The sequence below is a fragment of the uncultured Clostridium sp. genome (assembly GCF_900547735.1).
Classification (GTDB): domain Bacteria; phylum Bacillota; class Clostridia; order Lachnospirales; family Lachnospiraceae; genus Otoolea.
The window spans coordinates 1-24230 of record NZ_URHZ01000069.1; the positions used below are offsets into that span (position 1 = coordinate 1).

Annotated in this window: 22 protein-coding genes; 5 read left to right on the plus strand and 17 right to left on the minus strand. The window is 50.6% G+C overall.

Annotated elements, in window-relative coordinates:
- The 14 genes from QZT18_RS18270 to QZT18_RS18335 form a co-directional block, all read right to left on the minus strand.
- Positions 1-186, minus strand: a 186-nt coding sequence (locus tag QZT18_RS18270) for a hypothetical protein (protein WP_294150181.1), incomplete at its 3' end; no start/stop codon positions are given.
- A 726-nt stretch (positions 187-912) separates the two neighbouring features.
- The gene (locus QZT18_RS18275) at positions 913-2874 is read right to left on the minus strand and encodes a sigma 54-interacting transcriptional regulator (protein WP_294150183.1); all 1962 of its coding nucleotides are present in this window, start codon (positions 2872-2874) and stop codon (positions 913-915) included.
- Between the two features lie 100 nt (positions 2875-2974).
- Complete coding sequence (locus tag QZT18_RS18280; RefSeq protein WP_294150185.1) at positions 2975-4231, minus strand: alkaline phosphatase family protein; 1257 nt, start codon at positions 4229-4231, stop codon at positions 2975-2977.
- Positions 4232-4314: 83 nt separating this feature from the next.
- Positions 4315-5625, minus strand: a complete 1311-nt coding sequence (locus tag QZT18_RS18285) for an ABC transporter substrate-binding protein (RefSeq protein ID WP_294150187.1) — start codon at positions 5623-5625, stop codon at positions 4315-4317.
- A gap of 92 nt (positions 5626-5717) precedes the next feature.
- Positions 5718-6638, minus strand: coding sequence for a carbohydrate ABC transporter permease (locus QZT18_RS18290; protein ID WP_294150189.1), 921 nt, complete (start codon positions 6636-6638; stop codon positions 5718-5720).
- 17 nt (positions 6639-6655) lie between these two features.
- On the minus strand, positions 6656-7519 hold the full coding sequence (locus tag QZT18_RS18295) for a carbohydrate ABC transporter permease (RefSeq protein ID WP_294150191.1): 864 nt from the start codon (positions 7517-7519) through the stop codon (positions 6656-6658).
- Entirely contained in the window at positions 7516-8556 is a 1041-nt protein-coding gene (locus tag QZT18_RS18300; RefSeq protein WP_294150193.1) for an ABC transporter ATP-binding protein, read from the minus strand. Before QZT18_RS18300 ends, QZT18_RS18295 begins: the two co-directional genes overlap by 4 nt.
- Before the next feature lie 341 nt (positions 8557-8897).
- Positions 8898-10412, minus strand: a complete 1515-nt coding sequence (locus tag QZT18_RS18305; RefSeq protein ID WP_294150195.1) for a tripartite tricarboxylate transporter permease — start codon at positions 10410-10412, stop codon at positions 8898-8900.
- A gap of 13 nt (positions 10413-10425) precedes the next feature.
- Positions 10426-10884 (minus strand): tripartite tricarboxylate transporter TctB family protein, encoded by a 459-nt coding sequence (locus tag QZT18_RS18310; RefSeq protein WP_294150197.1) that lies wholly within the window; start codon positions 10882-10884, stop codon positions 10426-10428.
- 59 nt (positions 10885-10943) lie between these two features.
- Positions 10944-12053, minus strand: coding sequence for a tripartite tricarboxylate transporter substrate binding protein (locus QZT18_RS18315; protein WP_294150198.1), 1110 nt, complete (start codon positions 12051-12053; stop codon positions 10944-10946).
- 12 nt (positions 12054-12065) lie between these two features.
- Entirely contained in the window at positions 12066-13067 is a 1002-nt protein-coding gene (locus QZT18_RS18320; protein ID WP_294150199.1) for a D-isomer specific 2-hydroxyacid dehydrogenase family protein, read from the minus strand.
- Positions 13064-13768, minus strand: coding sequence for an RraA family protein (locus QZT18_RS18325; protein ID WP_294150201.1), 705 nt, complete (start codon positions 13766-13768; stop codon positions 13064-13066). The genes QZT18_RS18320 and QZT18_RS18325 overlap by 4 nt, the downstream gene beginning before the upstream one ends.
- 56 nt (positions 13769-13824) lie before the next feature.
- A complete protein-coding gene (locus tag QZT18_RS18330; RefSeq protein ID WP_294150203.1) occupies positions 13825-14178 on the minus strand; it encodes a VOC family protein in 354 nt (117 codons plus the stop codon).
- A 12-nt stretch (positions 14179-14190) separates the two neighbouring features.
- Positions 14191-14934 (minus strand): PIG-L deacetylase family protein, encoded by a 744-nt coding sequence (locus QZT18_RS18335; RefSeq protein WP_294150205.1) that lies wholly within the window; start codon positions 14932-14934, stop codon positions 14191-14193.
- Between the two features lie 486 nt (positions 14935-15420).
- On the opposite strand from QZT18_RS18335, the gene QZT18_RS18340 reads away from it, so the two are divergent.
- The 5 genes from QZT18_RS18340 (at position 15421) to QZT18_RS18360 (ending at position 21661) form a co-directional block, all read left to right on the plus strand.
- Positions 15421-16803 carry an MATE family efflux transporter gene (locus QZT18_RS18340; protein WP_294150207.1) on the plus strand — a complete coding sequence of 461 codons (1383 nt, stop codon included), beginning with the start codon at positions 15421-15423 and terminating at the stop codon, positions 16801-16803.
- 131 nt (positions 16804-16934) lie between these two features.
- On the plus strand, positions 16935-17885 hold the full coding sequence (locus QZT18_RS18345) for a LysR family transcriptional regulator (RefSeq protein ID WP_294150209.1): 951 nt from the start codon (positions 16935-16937) through the stop codon (positions 17883-17885).
- Positions 17886-18087: 202 nt separating this feature from the next.
- Positions 18088-18813, plus strand: coding sequence for a gamma-glutamyl-gamma-aminobutyrate hydrolase family protein (locus QZT18_RS18350; protein ID WP_294150211.1), 726 nt, complete (start codon positions 18088-18090; stop codon positions 18811-18813).
- A gap of 208 nt (positions 18814-19021) precedes the next feature.
- The gene (locus tag QZT18_RS18355) at positions 19022-20410 is read left to right on the plus strand and encodes a Na+/H+ antiporter NhaC family protein (protein ID WP_294150213.1); all 1389 of its coding nucleotides are present in this window, start codon (positions 19022-19024) and stop codon (positions 20408-20410) included.
- Positions 20411-20440: 30 nt separating this feature from the next.
- Entirely contained in the window at positions 20441-21661 is a 1221-nt protein-coding gene (locus tag QZT18_RS18360) for a M20 family metallopeptidase (protein ID WP_294150215.1), read from the plus strand.
- Between the two features lie 84 nt (positions 21662-21745).
- Here QZT18_RS18360 and QZT18_RS18365 read toward each other — a convergent pair whose 3' ends face one another.
- Genes QZT18_RS18365 through QZT18_RS18375 form a run of 3 tightly spaced genes read right to left on the minus strand, consistent with a single transcriptional unit; the run spans position 21746 to position 24213 of the window.
- Complete coding sequence (locus tag QZT18_RS18365; protein ID WP_294150217.1) at positions 21746-22471, minus strand: PHP domain-containing protein; 726 nt, start codon at positions 22469-22471, stop codon at positions 21746-21748.
- Position 22472: 1 nt separating this feature from the next.
- Positions 22473-22823: a hypothetical protein gene (locus QZT18_RS18370; RefSeq protein WP_294150219.1), complete on the minus strand. Its 351-nt coding sequence runs from the start codon at positions 22821-22823 to the stop codon at positions 22473-22475.
- Positions 22801-24213 (minus strand): [Fe-Fe] hydrogenase large subunit C-terminal domain-containing protein, encoded by a 1413-nt coding sequence (locus QZT18_RS18375; RefSeq protein WP_294150221.1) that lies wholly within the window; start codon positions 24211-24213, stop codon positions 22801-22803. Before QZT18_RS18375 ends, QZT18_RS18370 begins: the two co-directional genes overlap by 23 nt.
- Positions 24214-24230: the final 17 nt, after the last annotated feature.

Here is a 24230-nt window from a genome sequence, read left to right on the forward strand (position 1 = left end):
AGACGCGAAGGTTTTCGCCATCCCGAACTCCGGCCTGCGGCCGCTGATTTGTTCTGTTCCTTCAAGGGCGGGGACTACTGTCGCTACCACTACGTTTCCTTGAATTTCAGGAGAATGTCTCCTGTATGGTATTAAATTGAAGAGCCGAAGCTTTAGCACCTGACCTATCCTTGAATAACCATTCAATTTTTTGTTTCCTCATTCAATTTAGTTTTGGATTTATCTCCGAATTCAGTCTGAAACATCTTCAAAAGGTAAAAATTCACGACTACATAGTGGCCGCGGCAAGACCTCCCCCGCACTTGACGAAAGAGACAATCAGCCTCTGAAGACGACGGACGGGGCGACTCCCTTTGCTGAGTCTTCAGTCCCGTCGATAACCTGCCCGGGGAAGGAAGGAGAAAACTTTCCGAAGGGGACCTTGGAATCCGCCGGTGCTTGATGAGGTATTATCGAATCTAGCACCCGTTGCGCATTCCACCAGCGGGAGCGAGTCCCCGTAGGAATTTTTTCTCCGGGATTCCCCCTCACCACAACCAACCATCGGGACTGAAGACTCATGTACACTCTCCCACTACCCCGTCCGCCGTCTTACAGAGGCGTCCTCACATCTCAATTAAATCCTTAAAACCGCCGTACTTACAGAACTTTTCCAGCTCGACTTCGCAAAGCGCGCATCCCACATAGGTGGACGAATTCATTGGCGTTACGCCGGTGGCAAGGGCCAGATTACAGACAAACCTGCTTCCGGACAGTAATAATAGAAATCATATTTCGTAAAAGGAGCTGTAAAATAAGTCCCAAACAGAAAAAATGCTAAAGTCTCACGACCTCAGCATTTTTTCTGTTTGGGAGTTTTTTAATGTCCCCTTCATATGTTGTATACTAAATGAAACAAAGGAATTCAAGAACCTATCGCTCCTCTTCCTTAATCCGATATTTCTTCATCTTTCTCCACAGCGTCGTCCTGCTGATATGGAGCAGCCCCGCCGCTTTCGTACAATTCCCGTCCGCCTTATGCAGGGCGGCCTTAATCCGGTCTTTTTCCCTGTTTTCGCGGCCTTCTCCATCCGCCGTCACGGTGCTGCCCGAAGTCTGCTCCGGTGCATCCGCGGTTTCCAGGCATACCGTCTCGGAAAATGCGTTGCCAAACAGGGCCATTTTAACATCTCCCACAGAAATCTCGGTCTCCGTGGCAAAGATGGCGGCCCGCTCAATGATATTGGACAGCTCTCTTATATTTCCGTAATAGCGGTGTGTCTTCAATAGTTCCAGCGCGCCGGGCGCAATGCCCGTGATCTCACGCCCGTGCTTTTCCCCAAAGGTTCTTGCAAACTGCAGGGCCAGTGGCGTGATATCTTCCGCTCTCTCCTCCAGTAGGGGAAGCTGCAACGTCAAAACGCTTAACCGGTAGTACAGATCCTTCCGGAAATTGCCCTTTTTCATCTCCTCCAGAAGGTTCCTATTCGTCGCCGTGATGATTCTGACATCCACGGGAATGACGGAACTGCCTCCCAGGCGGACAATCTCCCGCTCCTGGATGACCCTTAAAAGACGGGACTGAAGCGAAACCGCCATCTCGCCAATCTCATCTAAAAAAATTGTGCCTTTGTGCGCCATCTCAAAAATCCCGGCTTTTCCATTGGGGCTGGCTCCGGTAAACGCTCCTTTTTCGTAGCCGAACAGTTCACTTTCCAAAAGACTCTCCGGAAAGGCGGCGCAGTTGACCGCCACAAAGGGCTGGTTTCTCCTGCTGCTGGCATTGTGGATGCTCTGGGCAAATAGTTCTTTCCCCGTGCCGGAATCGCCGCAGATCATGACCGTACTGTCCACTCCCGCATACATCATGGCCTGATGCTTGGCTTTTACAATCACTTCGCTCTCACCGATAATATTCTGAAATGTGTATTTTGCGGCATAGCCTTTTGTGGCCGAATGCCTGCGGATCTTATTCTCTACCGCCTGGATATCGTCCGAATCCTGGATATTTACGATGATTCCCTTGATTACGCTGTCCGTCACAATCGGCAGGCTGCTGACAGCCAGATAGTGGTTCCCGTATGCCACGAGGTAATTATAAAACCTTTTTCCCTGCATGGTTCCCGAAATGACGGCGGGAAACGGAAACAGTTCGATGCACTCCCTGCCAAGGATCTCTTCCTCCCGAAGTTCCCCTCCGAGTATTTTCAAAGCCACCTTATTAATATTTGTAATAACGCCGTTCCTGTCCAGTGTCATCATTCCCTCGGAGGAGTTGTCAAGCAGCATGCTGATCGTGCGGTAACGGACCTCCTGAGCCAGCAGGAGTTTCAAAAGCCGCTGTGCGTCGTAAATCGCTTCTAACACGACATCCTCATTGCAGCCGAACAGCACACAGGGAATTCCCTTCTCAGCGGCCAGCTTCCGGATCGTCACGCCTCCGACGATGGCGCTGATTCCTTTCTTCTTTAAACTGGCGATTTCCTCCCGCGCTTCCTTTATGTCCGCAACCTGGATGACGACCGTCTTTACCTTCCAGTAATAGTATTCTTTTTGGGCCGATTCGAGCATCACTTCGGAGAAAACAATCATGGCAATCTGTTCACCGTACCGGGACGCCTCCTCGATGGCCGAGGCAAAATCAGAGAAAGCAAAACGCACGGCAACCATTGGGATGGCTACCTTCTTCTGGATGCGGTTCCAAACACCGCCCCTGGAAATAATAATTTTAGCTCCCCGCCTTACTTCCGAAGCCGCCACCTCTTCTACCTCCAACAATTCCGCCAGAATTACACGGCAGTCCAACTGCCTCTCCTCCACCAGTTTTTTCGAAAGTTCAAAGGCAATGGGATTCGTCCATATCATTGATATCTGGGAATTATTGTTCCTGTCCATTTTTCTCCTCTTCTGCACACAGCCGTTCCTCACCAATTCCACCCGTTAAGACAAGTATAGCATCCGCCCGAATATCCGGCAACCGCCTGGATTTGAAACGTTAAAAAAGAGGAATGCCGTCCATTGCCCCGGCTTCATTAGAAAGCCCCAGCAGTTTCATCATGGTCGGCGCCTCGTCAATCAGCCGCGCTCCCCCGAAAGTACCCTCGGGCACCCCCGGCCCATGGACAATAAAACAGGGTTTGTCTCCTCTTGACGGAAGATGCCCGTGGGTCGCCGCCGAATATTTGTAGTCGGAACTGTCCGTCCCCGAAAGCAAATCGCCGCGGGAGGCATTGCCGAAGGCATAGTTCGGCGCCGCTTCAATCATATAGGCAAACGCTCCGTCGAGATGGTATTTTTCCTTCAATTCTTCTTTTTTGAAAATGTTCCTCACATATCCCAGATCCTTTAAATCATTCAGAAGCCGGAGCACGGTTTCCTCCGCCTCCTGTTTTCTGATGTAAACCTGGGCGCTGATTCCGCAGGACTGGATATATGCATCCCATTCCCTCACAATACCGGCCCCGTCGATCTTTATAATACCTTCGCGCTCCAGGAGTACGTTCGGACAGATGTTGAAGTCCACCTGAAGGTGTCCGTGATCTCCCAGAATGATGAACGCCGTATCCTCGAACAGCTCTTCCTCTTTTAACGCGTCGATAATCTGCCTGATCCAGCCGTCGTGGAGACGCAGGGCCTCCTGAATTTCCGGCGCATGAAGTCCGTACATATGACGTGTATGATCCAGATGTGACTGATGCATGAAAAGCACATCCGGCTTGTGGCGGTGGATGATATCAACCGCACACTGCACCTGAAAGCTGTCGAACCGCGGATTTTCTTTCCAGTTCATCAGATGGCAGTTCTTCTCATAAATTTCCTTCATGGACGGCGAACTGTTGGGAAGAAGCACCTCGCGCATATCCGCTTTATGCTCATACGTCCACATTTCCGGAATCACATAGTCAATCGGAGCCCCGGCCGTAACCGGCCATTGCACCGCCGCAGTAGTCAGATGATTCTCCTTTGCATAGTCAAAAATCGTCTTCACCGTTAAATCCCTGTAATTCCAGTACCATTCACGGTTATTGGTCCCGGGATCCAGTTTTTCATTGTGACAGATGCCGTGGCGCTCCGGCCAGCAGCCGGACATTATCGTTGCATGGCACGGATAGGTCAGCGTCGGGTAGATACAATCTATATTTTTATAAATGGCCGCATGTTCCATGATTGTCCTGAATCCTTCCATTCCGGCCACATCTTCTAAATCCGTCGTAAATAAAGCATCGACACACATCACTACCAGTCTTGGCATTCTCGTATTCTCCTTGCTGTCTTTTTTAATCTAAGGTTTAATTAAGTGTTTCTGTTCCAGGTTTAAATCCGCCATGCTTTCCGCTACTTCAGCAGGGAGTCGCAGGCGGCGGCGCATGTATCCAGCTCCGTCTGTATATCGACATCGGTTGTCATGATCTTATCGACGGCATCCTGATATGTCTTGGTCATTTCCGAATAGGCCTGGGCCATCGGGCGGCCGCTTCCGTATTGGAGCTGTTCAAGCGCCACCTTGTACTGAGGCGTTTCCTCATATAAGGTTACCAGGCGTTCGTCGCTGCCGATACTCTGTCTTGTCGGAAGATACCCTGTCTTAATGTGGTTCTTTACCGCGCTGTCCTTGCTTGTCATAAAATTAATCAGCATTGCAGCGGCTTCCTTCTCCTTCCCCTCCAGGCGGCTGGTCATGACCAGGTTGCAGCCTCCCGTCGGAACCTTATTCTGCGTGTTTTTCGGGATAAAAGCAGTGCCGATCTCATACCCGTTGTCCTCCGCCAGTTGAAGGTTATTGGACAGATTTGCCGTCGACGTAATCCACATTGCAACGTTCTGGTTGACCTCATCGGTAGTGAGAGCCTCCTTGCCGCTGTAATATTTGAAATTGTGATTGGTAATTCCATCTTTAAAATACTGTGCCGTCTCTACGCCCTGCGGTGAATTGAACGCGGCCTGCGTCCAGTCCTTATTGACCGTATCTCCGCCGTTGCTGCGTAAAAAGGCTTCAAAAATCCAGATATCCGAAATGAATCCGTATCCGCTTACTCCAATATCAGCCAACTGCCCGGACATGGCGGCAAGTTCCTCCCAGTCGGACGGTCCCTTCTCCGGATCCAGCCCGGCCTTTTCAAAAAGCGTTTTATTATAGTACAGAACCGGCGTGCTTCTCAGATAAGGGACTCCGTAGAGAACTCCATCCACATAGCAGTTTTCCATCAGTCCGGGATAAAAATCATCCACATCCTCCTGCGCCACCATATCCTGAATCGGCTGGATAATCCCTCCGGCGGCAAATGATTTGATGCTGGCAATCTCCATAACGCAGACATCCGGTTCCTCATTTGCCACAAAGGCGCTTTTCAGTTTAGAGTGCAGATCGTCGTAAGTCCCCTGATACTCGGCCGTGACATGAATCCCGTTTTCCTTTCCGACCGTTTCATTAAATTCCTGAATGCGCTCCACATTATTCTCCGCAATCTTATCCTGCCAGGAATACCAGTAAGTTAACTGTATCGGGTCGGAACCTCCTTCCGATGCGGCGGAGCCTGAACCGGCGGACGCGGACACGTTGCCGGACGCATTGCCCGAACAGCCCGACAGGCAGGCGGATACAGCCGTCAGAGCGGCCAAAATGCAGGTTGCAGTTTTCTTTTTCATGATGTTTGTTCTCCTTTTTGTCGTTAAATATTGATGTCGCTTTATTCTCATATCCCGGACCGCGGCCGCAGACAACGTTTTCTCAACTGCCGCTACTTATCTCCGAGATAGGTGAATGCCTTAATAATCTGCTTATGCGCCAGCAGATAGACGATGATAATCGGTATTGTCAGCATGACGTTGCTGGCCATCAGAATATTGTAATGGATACCGCTTTCGATGTTACGGAGGGACGCCACTCCCACCGGCAGGGTTCTGACCGTGTCATTAGTTGTCATGACCAGGGGCCAGAAGTAATCATTCCATGTATTGATAAACGTCAGTAACGCCATGGTAACCAGGGTCGGCCTGGCCATGGGCAGAAACAGGCGGAACACGATTTTCCCCTCTCCCGCCCGATCCAGCCGCGCCGCCTCAATCAGTTCCTTCGGCATCTGGTTAAAAGTCTGGCGGAGCATAAAAATCCCAAATGCGCTGGTGCCAAACGGCAGAATCAGGGACAGATAGCTGTTAATCAGCCCCGCCCTGGAAAACAGGATAAAAAGCGGCAGGAAAATCAACTGCGCCGGCACCATCATCGTCGCCAGCGTAAGGCCGAAGAGAAATGATTTGCCCTTAAAGCGGTACTGCGAAAAGGCATAGGCCGCCGGAATTACCGTTATCATCTGCAGAACCAGCACCGCGGCCGTGACAACGCAGGAATTCACAAGAAAGCGGACAAAGGGAAATGCGGTAAACGCAGACACATAATTTGAAAAATGGAACTGCTTTGGGAGCAGGGCCGGCGGAAACACCATCGTCTCTCCAAGCGATTTAAAGGAAGTTATAATCATCCAGAAAAAAGGAAAGAAAAAAATCAGCAGAAGAACTGCGCTCACCAGCGTCCGCGCCGCCTTGCGGAGCCTGCGTACAGCCTGCCTGCGCCCCGCTTCGGGCCATACTCTTTCCTCTTGATTTTCCGGAACCCCTCCCGAAGCAGGCCGGATAAACGTTTTTTTAATTACTGCAATCATAAATTTCTCCTCCCGTTCTATTGATAATGAACCCGCTTTGAAAGTACGGCAAAGTACAGTATTGTAAATAAGAGTACGATAAAAAATAGAATCACTCCGATTGCCGCCGCATAACCCACCTTATAGAACTGAAATCCGTATTCATACAGGGAAAATACAAGTGTGTTGGTCGAATTCTGCGGTCCTCCCTGGGTAATAATCTGAATTGTTTCAAAAACCTTAAAAGCGGCTATCACATCCACGAGGGCTAAGAAGAACACGGTCGGGGATATCATCGGGAATGTAATACGGCTGAAAGTCCTCCATCCCCCGGCCCGGTCCAGCTTTGCGGCCTCATACAGATGCGGCGGTATTCCCTGAAGGGCCGCCACGAGAATCAGGGCGTTGTAGCCGACGCTTTTCCACACATTGATGATAATCAGCGACATCAGGGCAAATCTGGGACTTCCCAGCCAGTCGACAGGCGGTATACGGAACACGGCCAGCAGCGCATTCAGGAACCCGAAATCACTGTTCATCAGCCACATCCACAGGAGCGCAATGGACGCCAGGGACACGATATAGGGTGAAAAAGCCACACTCTGCAGGAGCAGGTTCAGCTTTGTTTTCTTTGCCAGAAAGACCGCAAGAAGGAGCCCGAACCCCACTCCGAAGCCAACCGTACAGACTACGTAAATAACGGTATTGAGGAGCGTCTGAAAAAACTGCCTGTCCGATGCAAGCTTTGCAAAATTCCTGAATCCCACAAACTTTTTAAACGGTGAAATCATATCCCATTCATAAAAGCTTAGCCCTATCATATTAAAAATCGGATAAATGCAGAAAATGCACAGAAGAATCATGGCCGGTGCAACCAGAAAATAAGGTTTTACCGCTTTCATACCCTCACCCTCCTTCCATCGGCGTCAAAAAGATACAGGCTGTTTTTCATAACCGCCACCCGGACAATCATATCCTCGGGAAGCTGTTTCTCATTAAAGGTTTTAAAGGTGATGATTCCAAAAGGCGACCGGAGCCGGTAAATAATCTCACTGCCCATCAGTTCCCTGGTAAGGATCGGACCCGAAGTAACCAGCTCCTCTCCATTTGGGGAATCTCCCGGCTCCAGAAGACGGACCTTGGACGGCCGGAATCCCACCGTCTCCACCTGTTCCGGCAGATCAGGGAACGGTTCTGTCTCAGAGCGTTTAAAGAGGTTCATCGTCGGATTCCCAATGAACTGGGCTGCAAATAAGTTGGCGGGATCATGATAGATTCTCTCGGGTGAATCAACCTGCTGAATCTCTCCCTGATTCATCAGCACAATATCGGTCGCCATGGACATTGCCTCGGTCTGATCATGGGTGACATATACGAAGGTCGTTCCAAGCTTTTTATGTAATTCAATCAGTTCCGTCCTCATCTGGTTCCGGAGTTTTGCATCCAGATTGGAAAGCGGTTCGTCCATCAGAAAAACCTTCGGCTGTTTCACCATTGCCCTGGCTAACGCCACTCTCTGACGCTGACCCCCGGACAGTTCTCCCGGCTTCCGTTCCAGATAAGGGCTAAGTCCCACCGTTTCACAGATTTCCCGGATCCGCTTCTCTCTCTCCGGCTTCGGTACTTTCGCGTTAATCAGTCCGAATTCAATATTTTCCCTTACGTTCATAGTCGGATAGAGGGCATAATTTTGAAAAACCATGGCAATATCACGTTCACCCGGTTCCAGATCATTCACCCTGGTTCCGTCAATATACAAGTCCCCGGAGCTTAAGCTCTCCAGTCCGGCAATCATCCGCAGCGTGGTCGACTTGCCGCATCCGCTCGGTCCGACCATAACCGTGAAACTGCCGTCGGGAATACGCAGATTCAGATTATCAATCACACAATTGTTTTTTCCATAAGTCTTATTTACATTCCGCAGTTCAATCTGTGACATATCATTTCGTCTCCTTTACTACCTGTCTTTGCGTTACATTTGCTTTGCATTGAACCCTGTTTTACTTTGCGTCCCGCCTTGCACGGCATCTGTTTTTGCATCACTTCAACATTTTCGATTATATCACCGACGGAATTTTGAACTATCAAGAAAATGTTATATTTTTTCTAAATTTAGGTAAAATTTTGTACAACTATCGGAAAATAGAAGCAGACGGTAAGCAAAAGATCTTATGAAAAGAAACCACATTCCATAAGCATTTCAAAAGCAGTAAAGCGCCCCTCCAAGGTGTCGGTTTGGCTGCATAAAACCAAAATATACCCTGAAGAGGCGCTTTATTCTTATGAACGGGACGCTTTTATTTTGTCAAGAACCATCGGCAGGAATATTCCGATGATAATCAAAGCCGTAATAACCAGGCTGATTGGCCGGTGCAGATAGTAAGACAGCAGATCTCCCCTTGAAAGGTTGACCGCCTGGCGCAGTCCCTTCTCCGCCATGTGGCCCAGCAGAAAGCCCAGCACCATCGCAGCCGGAGGAAACTTTGCCAGTCTCATGAAGTAACCGATCAGGCCGAAAATAATCATAATATAGACATTGTACATATCGCTTGAGATTGCATAGGAACCAACCACGGCCAGCACGACGATAATCGGGCAGAGAATGTTGACCGGGACTTTTGTAATCCTGACGATGTAGCGGGCAATGAACAGGCCGATGATTCCCATCATGATATTGGCCAGCATAAAGCCAAAAATAATTGCATAGGTTGTACCCGCCTTTTTTACAAACAGGTCGGCTCCGGGCTGCAGGCCGTGGATCATCAGTCCTCCCATAAGAACCGCGGCCGCGGCGCTTCCGGGTATTCCAAGAGTCATCATCGGGATACAGGCCCCGCCCGTAACGGCGTTATTTCCCGCTTCCGATGCGGCCACCCCTTCGTAGGAACCCTTTCCGAATAATTCCTTATTCTTCGATCTGTTTTTTGCCGTATTATACGCCATCCAGGAACCGATCTCTCCTCCGGCTCCGGGCAGAATTCCGGCAAATACGCCAATCACGGAGGAACGCAGAATCGTGGGCAGCAGCTTTTTGTATTCCTTCCACGGCAGCAGCACCTTCCCGCTCATCTCAGCCACATCGGCCACATTGACGGTCTTCCCCTGGCTGCGGGCGTTTTCGAGCTGATCTAACACCTGTGGGATTGAAAACAGGCCAATCAGCGCGGGGACCGTCGGGATTCCTCCTAACAGCGGCACGATTCCGAAGGTATAGCGGGCATAGCCGGAGGAGGCGTCAATTCCGATACATCCCAGCACCAGGCCAACGCAGCCGGCCAGGAGCCCCTTGACTAATGACTCCGAGGCCAGGCTTGCGATAACGCTGAGTCCCAGGCAGGCCAGCAGGAAATATTCCATGGAACCGAATTTGAGGGCCGCAGAGGCCAGCATGGAGGCCAGAAAGAGAAGCGCCACGGCGCTGACGGTCCCGCCAATCATGGAGGCGCTGATGGACACACCGAGAGCCTGCAGCCCCTTTCCCTGTTTCGTCAGCGGAAAACCGTCCAGGGCGGTCGCCGCAGAGGACGGGGTGCCCGGCGTATGGATTAATATAGCGGTAATCGAGCCGCCGCAGATAGCCGAGGTGTAAATGGTCATCAGCATGGCTATGGCGGAAATCGGGGTCAGTCCGTAGGTAAACGGAAGCATCAGGGCGATTCCCATTGTCGCGCTGAGCCCCGGCAGGGCGCCGATAAACATCCCTCCCACAACGCCCAGGAGAATGCAGAACATCGTCTCCAGTGTAAACAGGGACGCAAAGATCTCGGGGCCCGCATCTAAAAATGTCTGTAACAAAACAATCACCTCCTCAAAACAGAATTCCCGCGGGCAGGCTGAGTTTTAACCCCATGCAAAACATCGCATAGAGGAACAGATCCATCCCGGCCGTCACTCCCAACAGTATGAACGGTTTCCTGACCTTCAGAAAATACATGAATGCGGCCATAAAAATGGAAGTCGCCACAAAAAAGCCGATGCTCCTGATTCCAATGATATAAAGCACCATAATGCAGTATGCCTTGCACGGCAGGATAAACTGCTTTAAAAAACCGTCTCCTTCCCGGAGTTCTCCTTTTTTTATCCGCTTTGACTGTTCAGCTATGCTGCCTGTCAGCAGCAGCACGGCTAAAAGAAAGGTCACAGTCAGAAATAACCGGGGAAACATCCGGGCGGCTTCCGGAAAAGCCAGCGATAAATACCAGAACCAGCCGCTGAAAAGTATCAGGATGATTCCTATTACAACATCCAGTGTCAAATACTTTTTCATTTCACTCCTCCTTTCCGAAACAAACAGGATTCATTAACATCCTCTGCTTTTCCCGTCCCCTACTCATTGTATCCAAGCTGATCCGCGTATTTTTCCACCATTTCTTTGACGCCGGCTAAATATGCGGCATACTCTTCGCTGCCCATAAAGTCCACTTCGTATCCTCCTGCTTTCATGGTCGCCAGGTAGTCCGGATCTTCCGACGCCTTTTTGCAGGCATCCTCAAGAATTGCCTTCAGCTCTTCGTCCATTCCGTTCGGCACGACGATGCCGCGCGAGGAACCCAGAACAACGTCAAAACCCTGTTCTTTTCCCGTCGGCACATCGGGAAGAATTTCCGATCGTTCCGATGCCAGAACGGCCAGTATTTTGGCGTTGCCGTCCTCGAACATGGTAAAGGAATCGCCTACCTTGCCAAAATAGATATCTGTCTCGGCTCCCAGGAATCCGGCTTTGGAGGCCGATATACCGTCCGCGTAATTGATTCCGGTCATATTTGTAATTTTGCTCCATTCCATGAACTCATACATCGCAATCTCATCGGCTCCGCCTCCCGAGGTCAGGCTGACTAAAAATTCCGTTCCCGAATTTTCCTTCAGACAGGCAACTAATTCTTCCAGATTGTCCACATCATCAAACCGGCTGTCATCCGCCCGGACACAGATGGTGCAATAGTCCGTCACACAGTTTACGAGAGGGGTATAATCATCCATCGTATACTGGATTTGAAGAGATTTGTTTAAATAGTTGCAGAATTGAGGCGTGGCCAGGGAGCCGATATTATAGCCGTCCGGCGCAGACTGGATTAAGCGGATCCAGGCATTCCAGTTCTGCCCTCCCGTCACATTTTCAACCGTCACGGTTCCTTTTCCCGGCAGATACTTTTCTATGTAAGGGGAAATCATTCTGGCGCAGAGATCCAGTCCTCCTCCCGCACTGCCGGAACAGATATAGGTAATATTTTTCGTCGGAAAATCTGCGTATGATCCACCGGCTGAATCCGCCGCGGTTTTTTCCGGTTTACTTTCCGCCTGTTCCCCGTTCCCGGTACCGGCTGCGGCCTGAGCGGTCTCTTTTGCCGGAGTTCCGGCACTGTTCCCGCCGCTGCATCCCGCCAGAACACCCATCATCATGCTGAGACATAAAACTGCTGCTAATCTTTTTTTCATTTGTTTTCCTCCCTATGCATTATATTTTGTAAAATACATCCCGTTTTGAAACTGTCCGGGGGCCGTGATCCTCCCTTCTTCCACTCCCGTCACATTCTCATAACAGCGTTCCACCATAGCCTGCAAAACCTCGTCCGTACTGGCTCCCATGTGCGGCGTAATCACGGTATTATCGAGACTGAACAGGGGATTCCCGGCCGCAGACGCCGGATTGTCCTCCTGCTCCATCACATCCAGGGCAGCCCCTGCTATCGTCCCTTCCGCCAGTGCCTCGTATAAATCCGCCTCGTTGACCACTCCGCCCCTGGCCGCATTGATAATCACGGCGGTTCTCTTCATCATTGCCATCGTTTCCCGGTTGACCAGATACTTTGTCTCCGGTACCAGCGGGACATGGAGCGTAATTACATCCGAAGTGCGAAACAATGTTTCCAGCTCCACATACCGAAGCACTTCCCTCTCTTCCGTCTCAGGCGGAAGACGGCGCGCATCATAATACTGGACCCTGGCCCCGAATCCCCGCATCAGCCGGGCAACCGCTCTTCCTATATTGCCGATTCCGATAATGCCGATGCACTTGCCGCAGATCGTATGGCACTGGGGCAGATAAACCTCCTTGGACCAGATACCTTTACTTAAATCCCGGTTAAGCGGGAGAATTCTCCTGTATAAGGCGAGAAGCAGGGCCACCGTCATTTCGGAAACCTGTACCGCGTTGATTCCCGCGCAGTTCATAAAGGGAATATTGTAACTGCCGATCTGTTTCATATCATACTGGTCAAAGCCGGCCCCCCACTTCTGCATCAGCTTCAGATTCCGTGCAGACTTAAGCAGTTCATCGCTCAGCTCCACCCTGCCGCGCAAAAACAGATAGTCCGCATCTTTTGTCTCCTCAATCAGGACATTCTGTTCCGGGACTCCCACAAATTTGAGTCTGTACCCCTCCGGACACAGCTCTTTAAAAAGCTCCACCGCCTTATCGTTGTAAATTCCCGCGACGACTATCTTTCTCACCGATCTCCCTCCTCTATGTAAAGAAAATCCGCCTGCTCCATCTTGCCCCGGTACAGTTCCTCATGTTTTTCATAATTGACACGGCCGGCCGTATAATCGGAGATGGTCTTTTCCTCCGACGCAAACTTTTTTCTGACCTCTTTAAGGATTTCCGGAGCGTCCTCCGGCCGTATCACAACGATTCCATCCCGGTCACCCACTAAAATATCACCGGGCCGTATCACCTGTCCGCCGACACAGACGGGGACATTGATCTCACCGGGGCCGTTTTTATACGGTCCCTGGGGAGTGATTCCCTTACAGTAGACCGGAAAGTCCATCTCCCGCACGGCGTCGCTGTCCCTCATGCATCCCTCGACCACCACTCCGGCAAATCCTCTTGAAATACAATAGCGCATCATAATCTCACCGGCCAGGGCGCGCTCCATCCCTCCGCGTCCGTCCACCACCAGCACATCTCCCGGTTTTGCCAGATCCATTGCCCGGTGAAACATCATGTTGTCTCCCGAGGGACATTTCACCGTAAAAGCCACGCCCAAAAGAGGGGCGTCATTCAACGGCTTTATCTCCGAGCCGGTACAGTAAAGCCGCTCCATCACATCACCAATGTTGCTGGAAGGAAATCCCCGGAACTGCTCCACCAGCTCAGGATCCGGCCTGTTTATATTTAAGAAAACTCTGCGTCCTACATAATTACCCATACTTTTATTCTCCTTTTCTTTCTATAAAATCCAACGGTACTAAAATAATATGAATCTTAATCGGTCAACTGCCACGTCAGCCCGCTGCCGTCCGAAAAGCTGCTGACTGTCCGTCCGGTATCTGCTATCTTCTTTTTTTCACTCTTAAAATCAATCCCCTTCGCTTTCAGGCACTCCACATCATCACTTTCCCCCTCGCTCTTAAAAGCGACATGGTGGATGCCGGTAAACTCCCCGTCCTGCACTTTATGTATCTCAAAAACCACCTGATTCTCCCCGGGCAGCGCCATCTCAACCGAGTTTCTCTGCGGCATGCTGCGTGTCACGGTCAGGCCCAGTTTTTCAAACATGGCTATCGTTTCATCGAACTCCGTTACCCTGAGATCAATATGATCGACTCTAACTAACATATATTTACCTCCTTACCACACAAAACCGCCGGAAGCGGCAACAGGATGATAGATAGAAAATGCCTCCGCGTATTTACAGCCCGGCCGGCTTCCGCGGCCCGACGCTTCATTGGCCCGCGCCTCCGCTTTGCGCTTATAGGCGGCATACATCCCGGGCTGTGTGGAAAACACCTTCATCGCGCGGCTTTTTATCTCAAACACGTCTGTAATATCGACATAGACAACCGGTTTAAAATCACTGATTTCCGTGACATGGGGCTCAAAACCGAAAATCGGCGTCTGTCTGGGTGAAACCTCCAGCCCATCCAGGAAACCGGCTCCGGTTGCGGCGGCATGCGCCTTTTGAACGAGTTGATGAACCGTGTTATGGTCCGGGTTAAATGCATCAAAGGCAGAATGTGTGATGATCAGATTCGGCCGGAACTCCCTTATCTCATGGGCCAGTTTTTCAACACAGCCATCCGCTCCCGTCATCGGATAATCCGGCAGTCCCCAGAATTCCGCCTCTTCCACGCCCAGTATCCTGGCCGCCTCGGCTCCCTCCGCGCGCCGCCGCTTTAATCCTTCCTCCGCATTAGCTCCTTCCGCCTTCCAGTAGTCATTAGCCTCACCGCGCAGCCCGTCGGACACGATGATGAGCTTAATGGCGCTACCCTCCTGTGCATAGCGCGCTATCGCGCCCCCGCTTCTCCATACAAAATCTCCAATATGGCCGGCAACAACCAGGATTCTCGGTTTTTCAAAAACAGTGGTCATGATGGTCCTCTCCTTTTCTTTTTTTGTTGGTCTTCTGGATCCTTTTACTTGCTTTCAGTTATATATAACAGCAAGTTGCATGCCACTATTTTGTAATGCGCCTTATTTTTCTCTGATTTCATACCACTTTTAAATCATATTATCTGAAATCAACTGATTTATCAACTTTCTGAGGCTAAAAATAATTCCTTTAAATTCCAATTTTAATTATTGAAGAGGGAACGTGTTTTGGCTGGATATATCCTCATTTGTTTCAAGTGTTTCATTCTATTGTTACGTCGTTTCCCAAACTGTTTCTCTATGTTTCATTTTCCCTTTTATCGCATATTATCCATTCCGAACTGCCTCTCTCTCCCAATCCGGATGTATGGATTTTGTTAAAAAATTATGTTATACTGTGTCACAGATTGTAACGTTCCGTACCTTCATCGTTACCAAAGCTTATACATTATCGGATCAATTTCCGGAAACCGGGAGATGAATTTTATGAATAAAAACAGAGAAGAGTTATTTGAAACCAGCCCCATCGGCAGAGCCGTCCTGACCCTTGCGATCCCGACTGTCTTAAGTTCGGTCGTCACGGTTCTCTACAGCCTTGCCGATACCTATTTTGTGGGTATGATGAACAATCCGGTCCAGACCGCCGCGGTAGCGCTGGCAGCCCCCATGCTGCTTGCTTTTAATGCGGTCAATAACCTGTTTGGGGTCGGCAGCTCCAGCATGATCAGCCGGGCTCTCGGCAGAAAAGACTATAAGACCGTCCGCGAGAGTTCCTCCTTCGGGTTCTACGGCGCGTTTTTCTGCGGAGCACTTTTTGCCCTTCTCACCACCGTGCTTCGCGGCCCTCTTCTCGTTCTTTTGGGCGCCGATTCCGTTACCGGAATCCCTACCGGTGGCTATCTGAACTGGACCGTTACCGTTGGCGCCGTCCCTGCCATTTTGAACGTCGTGATGGCCTATATGATCCGGTCGGAGGGTTCCGCGCTCCACGCCAGTATCGGAACCATGAGCGGCTGTCTTTTAAATATTGTGCTGGATCCGATTTTCATTCTGCCCTGGGGACTTAATATGGGCGCCGTCGGAGCCGCCCTGGCAACCTGTCTTTCCAACTGTTTTGCCCTGGTCTATTTCCTTGTCTATCTGTTTGTGAGAAGAAAGACCACCTGCATCAGCATCTCCCCGAAATCACTGAAGCTGAACCGTGAGATTATAACGGGAGTCTGTTCCGTCGGCATCCCCGCTTCCATCCAGAACCTTTTAAATGTGACGGGAACCACGATTCTTAACAATTTTACCGCCTCCTACGGCGCCACCGCCCTTGCGGCCATGGGAATCTGTCAGAAGGTGAACATGGTGCCGATGTATGTGGCAATGGGACTGTCCCAGGGCCTGATGCCCCTAATCAGCTATAACTACGCCAGCGGAAACAGGAAGAGGATGAAAGAAGCTCTCTTTTTTGCAGAGAAGATTGCTCTGTCCTTTTTAGCCGCCGTGACCGTAATTTTTTATTTCTCCGCCGGGACGCTGACACGCTTTTTCATCGAGGATGCACAAACCGTTGCTTACGGAACCCACTTCTTAAGGGGCTTCTGCCTGGCGCTCCCCTTCCTCTGCGTGGACTTCATGGCGGTCGGTACCTTCCAGGCCGTGGGAATGGGCAAAGAATCCCTGTTTTTTGCCATCTCCCGCAAGGTAATTCTGGAGATTCCCCTTCTTTACGTCCTGAACCACTTTTTCCCGCTCTACGGACTTCCTTTTGCCCAGGTTATTGCGGAAATAATTCTGGCCGTCCTGTCGGTCTTCGTGCTGGCCAGGTTCTTAAGAAAATCGGGGGCAGTCGGGCGCAGTTCTGACACCGCGGGCAAATAACCCAATTGAACTCCCGATTCGTTTCAGCTATAATATTTTACCTGGAATCTATACGGAAGTTACTTTACGTTATAAATACTGCAGATATTCGATGTATATCAGAATCACTATTCCTTTAAAGGCGGTGGCAAATGAACCTGGAATACTATAAAAATTTCCTTGTTGCAGCCAATGAACTGAATTTTACCCAGGCTGCCAAAAAACTGTACATGACACAGCAGGCGCTCAGCAAGCAGATCGAGAGCCTGGAAAAAACATATCATACCAGGCTGTTTAACCGTGAACCGCCGATGTCCTTAACGCCCTCCGGTGAATGTATGTACCGCAATCTTTCACAGATTATGGACATAGAGCGAGAAATGGTTAAGGAGCTGGATTCCCTGAAGGGCGAGGAGGCCTGCAGGCTGTCCGTCGGAGTTTCTCCCCGGCGCAGCAGTGTGATTATCCCGGCCCTGGCGTCGGCCTTTATGCGCCAATATCCCCATGTGCAGATTTTTGTTAAAGAAAATCCGCTTTCCAAACTGATTGAAGCACTTAAAACAAGGGAGGTAGACTGTATATTCGGCTATGATCTCCCCGATGACCCGAGACTCATGTCAAAAAACATAGGAAAAGAGCATACCGTCATCGCCGTCAATAAAAAACTGTTTGAGCAGTATTTCACAGGCCCGGAGCAGGCAGAGCTTCTTGATTCTCCCAGCCACCGTCTGAAAGCATTTGAGCGCTGCCCCATGATCCACATGAATTCAAGCACCTGGCTTGGAAACCTGTTCGATCTCTGCTGCCGCGAAGAGAATATCACGCCTCAGATTACGCTGGAGTCCTCCAACATCTTTACGGTTTTGATTTGCTGTGTCAGGGGAATCGGCATGGCTATCTGCCCGGAACTGTATATAAACCAGCTTACTGCAAAGGAACGGGAGGAACTGCACTTATTCTACTGGGATTATCCAAATGCACAAAAAGATTTAGCCATCCTGTATCTTAAAAACAGCTTTTTATCCCAGACAACAAAACAATTCATCAATTTCTCCAGAAGCTCTTTTGAAGAGTGCGTAAATTCCGGCAAGGACATGACGTAATCCCCGATTCCGTCTCCCTGAGCCGGGATTTTTTTATATTATAGACAGTGCTCCTATGATATAAAAAAACCTCCGGGCAGGATTCTTTCTTGCACAACTTTTTTTTGTAAGGCACATGGAAACGTTGTTTGTGCATCCGAAACACCCATGCTACTATAAAGTCATAACAAAATGATAAAAGTTGAAAGGGGAATGTTATACTATGAAAACACCTGTAATCGGAGTGATGCTGTCAGAGTCACGCTCTCAGATGCCGGGGGCAATCCACAAAATGCAGCATGTCAACAACGCTTATCTCCACGCAGTCGAACAGGCCGGAGGTATTCCCGTCGGTCTTCCGCTGCTGGAGGATTCCGAAAAATTTGATCGGCTGCTGAATCTGTGCGACGGTTTTTTACTTCCGGGCGGCGCAGATGTGGACCCGCATTTTTACGGCCAGGAACCGCACCCGCTGCTGGGAAGAGTTAACCTCGTAGAAGATGAAATCTGGGCAAAAGTGGTCTTCCACTCCATTGAGACAAAGAAACCTCTGCTGGCTGTCTGCCGCGGAATGCAGCTTCTGAATACGGCGCTTGGAGGAACCCTGTATCAGGATCTGTCCGATTTTCCGGCTCCCACTCTGCTGCACAGACAAAGCTTCCAGGATCGAGATTATCCGATGCACAAAGTCACGCTGGAAGGTAACAGCCGTCTCGCGGCCGTGCTCGGCACTTCCGAAGTCTGTACCAATACGCTGCATCACCAGTGTGTCGACAGATGCGGCGAAGGGCTGACGGTGTCCGCTCATACGGAGGACGGCGTCATCGAAGCGGTGGAAAGCCGGGACGGCCTGCTGCTCGCCGTACAGTGGCATCCGGAAGAGTTGCAGGAGACTGTACCCTGCATGAAAAATCTGTTCTCCGATTTGATCAGCCGTGCTCAGATATAGGCTGTTCACAAATATAGACCGTGCTCTAGTATAGGCTGCCCGACGATACAGACTGTTCACCGATACAGGCTTTTCGACGGTATCGCGTATATTGATATAACTAATGCACGTTGAAAAAGGAATTCAGTTTCAGCGCAAAACACGTGAAAAATAAAGAAAGGACAATATGGCACCGCCCCTCTGTCACGATGCCATGAAAGAGATGAATATGAAAAAGGACGTTGTTAAAAAAGCCCAAAAAGAACCTGCAAGTATGTGGACCATTATTCTTATTGTAATTCTGGCCGTTTACATACTGTCGTTTATTATCCCATCCGGTTCCTACCAGTACGAAGGTAAAATTGCAGTCCCCGGAACCTATGCCATCGTTAAAAAGATTTTTCTAACCCCGGTTGACGTCATTCTCGGAATCGGAGAACAGGCATACAGCATGTTCGGCAAATTATTCGTAACCCTCACCATTTTCGGAGGCCTGATGGGAATTATGAATTCGACCGGAGTGCTGGATCGCGCTCTGGGCAATATGATACACCGGTTAAAAGATAAGGCCATGCTGATTATCCCGATCTACATTTTCGCAACCGGACTCATCGGGTGCGTCGGTTCCATGATTTCCACCGTCGTTCTCTTTATCCCGCTCGGCATCACCATTGCAAAGCAGCTTAAAACGGACCGCTGTTTTGCCGTCGGCCTCGTTATCATGGGATCCTTTACCGGATTTATGACTTCTCCAATCAATCCGCTGACCGGTGTGCTCGGCCAGGAGATTGCAGGCCTTCCAGCCTATTCCGGTTCCGGTCTGCGCGCAGTTGTCACCGTTATCAATCTCTGCATCGTTTCCGCCTATCTGATTTACTATGCGAAACGCTGCCAAAAGAATCCGGCTGGCTATAATAACGACTTCGGCGTCAATTCCAAAGAATATTCCGAAGGTTCGGATCAGGAATACCGTCTTCTGACAAAGTCGGAAGTGGCATCCATCGTCGTTTTCTTCGGCGCTTTTATCTTCTTTGCCGCAGGCGGCCCCATCCTGGGCCTTAACAATCTGCAGCTCAGCTCTATTCTGCTGCCCGTTGCCTTTGTGGAGGGATTGCTCGCCCACTGTGACATTGATGAAATCATGAAACGTTTTGTAAAAGGCACTCAGGGTATGACAACCGTCATGGTCTTCATGATATTAGCAGCAACGGTTTCCGTTATTTTAAACAAATCCGGCGTTCTGGATTCCATCGTTTACTATATCTCGATTCCGTTAAACAGTCTGGGCAGCAGCCTCGCAGCCATTGGAATGTTCATCGCCAACGCGTTCATCAACATTTTTATCGGCTCCGGTTCCGGACAGACTTCCGTCGTTATGCCGATTATGGCGCCCCTGAGTGATGTAATCGGTGTCACCCGCCAGATGGCTGTCCTGACACTGCAGTACGGAGACGGTTTCTCAAACCTGATGGTTCCTACCAGCGTCAACCTGATGTCCTGTCTGGCTCTGGCAAATCTGGATTTAAAAAGATGGTACCGTTTCTTCCTGCCCTGCTACGCCATTATCTTTGTTATTTTAGTTATCTCCATCTTTGTCGGAACAGCGATTGGATTTTAATTTATTTGGAAAATGAGAGGTTTTTATATTATGGATATTATGGAAGAAATTCAGAAATTATCGGATGAACTGGAACAGCAGGCCCTGGCCCTGCGCCATGAAATCCACAGCCATCCGGAACTTTCCTTTCAGGAAAAACGGACCGGCCTCCTGGTCATGCGTGAACTGGACCGCATTGGGATCCCTTATCAGAAAAGTCCCTGTGAACCGGGCATTATCGGTACCATAGACAGCGGAAAGGCCGGAAAACACCTCTTACTGCGCGCAGATATGGATGCACTGCCAATCCAGGAGGCTACGGGACTCCCCTTTGCCTCAGAAACGCCGAATGTCATGCATGCATGCGGACACGATGTCCACACTTCCAATCTTTTAACGGTGGCCGAGATATTAAACCGGACAAAGGACAGATGGAGCGGAAAGGTGACGCTGGTCTTTCAGCCCGCCGAAGAAAGAGGCGGCGGCGGCCGTGAAATGATTAAATGCGGCCTGATGGACGAAGTTCCGGACGCCTGTTTCGCCCTCCATGTGGAGGACAGCCTGCGCGGCCAAATCCTGATCGGCAGTCATTATTTAACCGCCTACTCGGACGGGTATCAAGTAACCGTCCGCGGTCGCGCGGCACACTCCTCCACTCCGGAAGAAGGCGTCGACGCTATCTACATTGCCGCTCACATCATTACCGCCCTGCACGGCATCGTATCCAGAAACATCGATCCGCGGGAAAGTTCCACGATGAATATCGGCCTGATTTCCGGGGGAAGCGCGTCCAACGTTATTGCGGATCATGTGGAGTTTCGGTGTATGCTCAGAAACCTGACAAAGGAATCACGCACCGCAATGTGTAAACAAATAGAAACCATCGCCACCGGCATCGCCTCTTCGATGGGCGGAAGCTGCGAGTGTGCATTCCACGAGGGCTATCCCGCCGTGTACAATGACGGGCAGTTCACCGCTTTTGTGACCGATACCCTGAGGGATAACGCCTCCGCCATCTGCGAGGGAATTCCCGGCAGTCTCCCCGATGATTTTCTCATTACCGGCGACCATCCGCTGCTGGGTGCGGAAGATTTCGGTTTTTACGCACAGAAGGCTCCCTCCTGCATGGTCTGGATCGGCACCGGAGGAGGTTCCCCAAAACACAGCTCCACCTTCCAGGTGGAAGAACCGTTCCTCAAACTCTGCACCCGGACGATGGCTGCCGTCGCAGTAAACTATCTGCGAAGCGGCGCCGACGGTGAAAAGGAGTAAAACACAGAAGCAAAAAAACGCTGTCCCGCACAAAACTGGACAGCGTTTTTCACCATACCCAAATCAAACAACTTCGTACAATACTTAATTCCTCTTAACCCCCAGCAGCGCATCCACCACCGCATCCACCGACCGCTCTTCCACGGAAAGTGTCAACCGCGGCTCATGGATGTCTTCCAGGTAATGAGCATCCGAATCGCTTAAAATGATGCACTTTTCCAGATAGGGATTACTCTTTTTAAGAGTGTGGTACTTCCCCATATCCGCTATCTCCGCCGCAGTAAAGCGGCTGTCCACGGGAATAAATCCCAGGTTGGAAATCAGGCTGTTGGTCGGCTTGTCGATATGAGCGGGAAACATGACGCCTCCATAAGAGCGCACCAGTTCCCACAGGCCGTCGAATGAAATGTCGGTGCTGTTGATAAGGAGATTCTCCACATGGCCGCAGACGCAATCGGAACAGTCATAAATCTCCTGTTTTCCAAATATATCCTCCCTGTTCGTAACCGGTATCAGATGCCCGTAGACATAGGCGTCAAACTCCATCGCCGCCTCAAGAGTTTTAAAAAGGCAGACCGCATGAACTTCCTCCGATGTGTTAATCTCCATCCCCGGAACGGCCAGGATGCCGTACTCCCCGGCCGCTGCCAGCACCGCCGGACAGTTTTTGCAGGAATTGTGATCGGTCACGGCAATCACATCCAGCCCCTTGACCGCCGCCATACCCGCTATGTTATAGGGCGTCATATCATCGTTTCCGCAGGGCGAGAGGCAGGAATGCATGTGCAGATCATAAAACAGATTCATCATGTCAGATTCTCCCGAGTATTCTGTAAACCTCCAGGGCTCCGTCAAAAACAGGGGCCTCCGTCCGGAACACCGTAATTCCCTGCTCTTTTGCCTTCTTTGCCGCCGTCTCATCGAGTGAAACGCCCTCCGCCAGTATAATGCAGGAGACATCCGTCAGGGCCGCCACCGCCAGGGTGTTAATGTTGCCCATCACGGTCACCCACACGCTGCCTTCCGGCGCCCGTCCCATCGCAATACTTAAAAGATCGCAGCAGTAAACGCCCGTCACTTCGCGCTCCGGATCCGCCCCATCGCTGACCTTCTCGAAACGGCCGCTCTCCATCAGCTTCTCAATCAGATTGTTTAAGGTCATCTTCTATCCTCCTGGCATTCTTCTCAAGACGAGACATCTCATCGGCAATTTTATGGACACATTCGCGGAGCACATAAACAGCCTCGTCGCCAAAGTTCTCCCCGTCGATCATGCAGTCCGCCATGATTGTCACTTCCTCGGACAGCTTGTGGAGATTCTCCCTCAGATGGTAAATACAGTCCTTCTCATCCGCCTCGCCGCGCACAATATCCTCCGCAAGCGCCTTACAGGTCGGCGCGCCGCAGGAACCGCAGTCCAGTCCGGGGAGTTTCTTGCAGATCCGTTCCACCTGGTTAAACCTGGAGAAGCTCTCCATCATCGTATTGCCCAGATTGAATACCGGTTCAAATTCCACCGGCTGGGTCCAGTTGACACAGTTCCTTGCGTCTTCGTCCAGATGGCTCCTGGAAACCGGCATATATTTGTGGAGCCATTTTAATTTAACTTCCGCAACATAGGGATTCTCCACCGTCAGGACACCGCCGACACAGCCTCCGTTGCAGGCATTCAGCTCCACGAATTTAAGGTTGGAGAATTTCTGGTCCTCCATGTCCTCCAGTACGCGGATTACATTCTCGATTCCGTCGGCCGCCAGGTAGCTCTCCGTGAAAAGGCCGCCGGCCTCCCCGCTCCTTCTTCCCCAGCCTACGCCTATCTTGCCCGACTCCGTCATATCCGGCGCCTTTGAATCGACCGTCTGCATATAGGAGATCAACTGTGGATAGATATCCTTGATCGCCAGCACCCGGTTCACCTCGCTCTTATCCGTTCCCAGAGGTGATTTCACATACGTCACCTTGGACGGACACGGGGAAATAAAGAAAATACCGATTTTCTCCCTGGGCAGTCCCGTCTTCTCCATCGCCTTCTTGACGGCAAGCTGCGCCGCCACCTCGATCGGCGGTTTTAATGGAAGCAGGTTTGATATTAAATTAGGAAACTTCACTCTTATCAGGCGTACCACCGAAGGGCAGGCCGTACTGATGAAAGGCGCACCCGAATAATTGGCCGCTATGTATTCCCGCGTCGCTTCCGAAACCATCTCGGCGGCCGCGCTCACCTCAAATACATCGTCAAAGCCCATCAGAACCAGGCCGTTCAGCACAATATTCACGTCGTCCAGGTTATTGAACTGGCTGTACAGCGACGGGGCCGGAAGGGCCACCGTATATTCATATTGTTTTAACGAATCCAGCGGATCATAAAGAGCCAGCTTTGCGTGGTGCGGACATACGCGAATACACTCGCCGCAGTCAATACAAAACTTGCTGTTTATCTGCGCTTTTCTGTTTCTCACCCGAATTGCCTGGGTGGGGCATCGCTTGATGCAGTTAATGCATCCCTTGCAAAGCTCCGGGTCCAGACGAACGGAATGGTAAAATTTATCCATAACCTTCCCTCCTCACC

Coding starts and splice junctions, on each gene's coding strand:
- QZT18_RS18300 (WP_294150193.1), bottom strand. CDS start 8,556: ATGTCACAGATTGAACTGCGGAATGTAAATAAGACTTATGGAAAAAAC.
- QZT18_RS18365 (WP_294150217.1), bottom strand. CDS start 22,471: ATGATGAATCTGTTTTATGATCTGCACATGCATTCCTGCCTCTCGCCC.
- QZT18_RS18360 (WP_294150215.1), top strand. CDS start 20,441: ATGGATATTATGGAAGAAATTCAGAAATTATCGGATGAACTGGAACAG.
- QZT18_RS18340 (WP_294150207.1), top strand. CDS start 15,421: ATGAATAAAAACAGAGAAGAGTTATTTGAAACCAGCCCCATCGGCAGA.
- QZT18_RS18375 (WP_294150221.1), bottom strand. CDS start 24,213: ATGGATAAATTTTACCATTCCGTTCGTCTGGACCCGGAGCTTTGCAAG.
- QZT18_RS18345 (WP_294150209.1), top strand. CDS start 16,935: ATGAACCTGGAATACTATAAAAATTTCCTTGTTGCAGCCAATGAACTG.
- QZT18_RS18285 (WP_294150187.1), bottom strand. CDS start 5,625: ATGAAAAAGAAAACTGCAACCTGCATTTTGGCCGCTCTGACGGCTGTA.
- QZT18_RS18325 (WP_294150201.1), bottom strand. CDS start 13,768: ATGGGTAATTATGTAGGACGCAGAGTTTTCTTAAATATAAACAGGCCG.
- QZT18_RS18370 (WP_294150219.1), bottom strand. CDS start 22,823: ATGACCTTAAACAATCTGATTGAGAAGCTGATGGAGAGCGGCCGTTTC.
- QZT18_RS18290 (WP_294150189.1), bottom strand. CDS start 6,638: ATGATTGCAGTAATTAAAAAAACGTTTATCCGGCCTGCTTCGGGAGGG.
- QZT18_RS18335 (WP_294150205.1), bottom strand. CDS start 14,934: ATGACCACTGTTTTTGAAAAACCGAGAATCCTGGTTGTTGCCGGCCAT.
- QZT18_RS18295 (WP_294150191.1), bottom strand. CDS start 7,519: ATGAAAGCGGTAAAACCTTATTTTCTGGTTGCACCGGCCATGATTCTT.
- QZT18_RS18315 (WP_294150198.1), bottom strand. CDS start 12,053: ATGAAAAAAAGATTAGCAGCAGTTTTATGTCTCAGCATGATGATGGGT.
- QZT18_RS18275 (WP_294150183.1), bottom strand. CDS start 2,874: ATGGACAGGAACAATAATTCCCAGATATCAATGATATGGACGAATCCC.
- QZT18_RS18355 (WP_294150213.1), top strand. CDS start 19,022: ATGAAAAAGGACGTTGTTAAAAAAGCCCAAAAAGAACCTGCAAGTATG.
- QZT18_RS18350 (WP_294150211.1), top strand. CDS start 18,088: ATGAAAACACCTGTAATCGGAGTGATGCTGTCAGAGTCACGCTCTCAG.
- QZT18_RS18280 (WP_294150185.1), bottom strand. CDS start 4,231: ATGCCAAGACTGGTAGTGATGTGTGTCGATGCTTTATTTACGACGGAT.
- QZT18_RS18310 (WP_294150197.1), bottom strand. CDS start 10,884: ATGAAAAAGTATTTGACACTGGATGTTGTAATAGGAATCATCCTGATA.
- QZT18_RS18330 (WP_294150203.1), bottom strand. CDS start 14,178: ATGTTAGTTAGAGTCGATCATATTGATCTCAGGGTAACGGAGTTCGAT.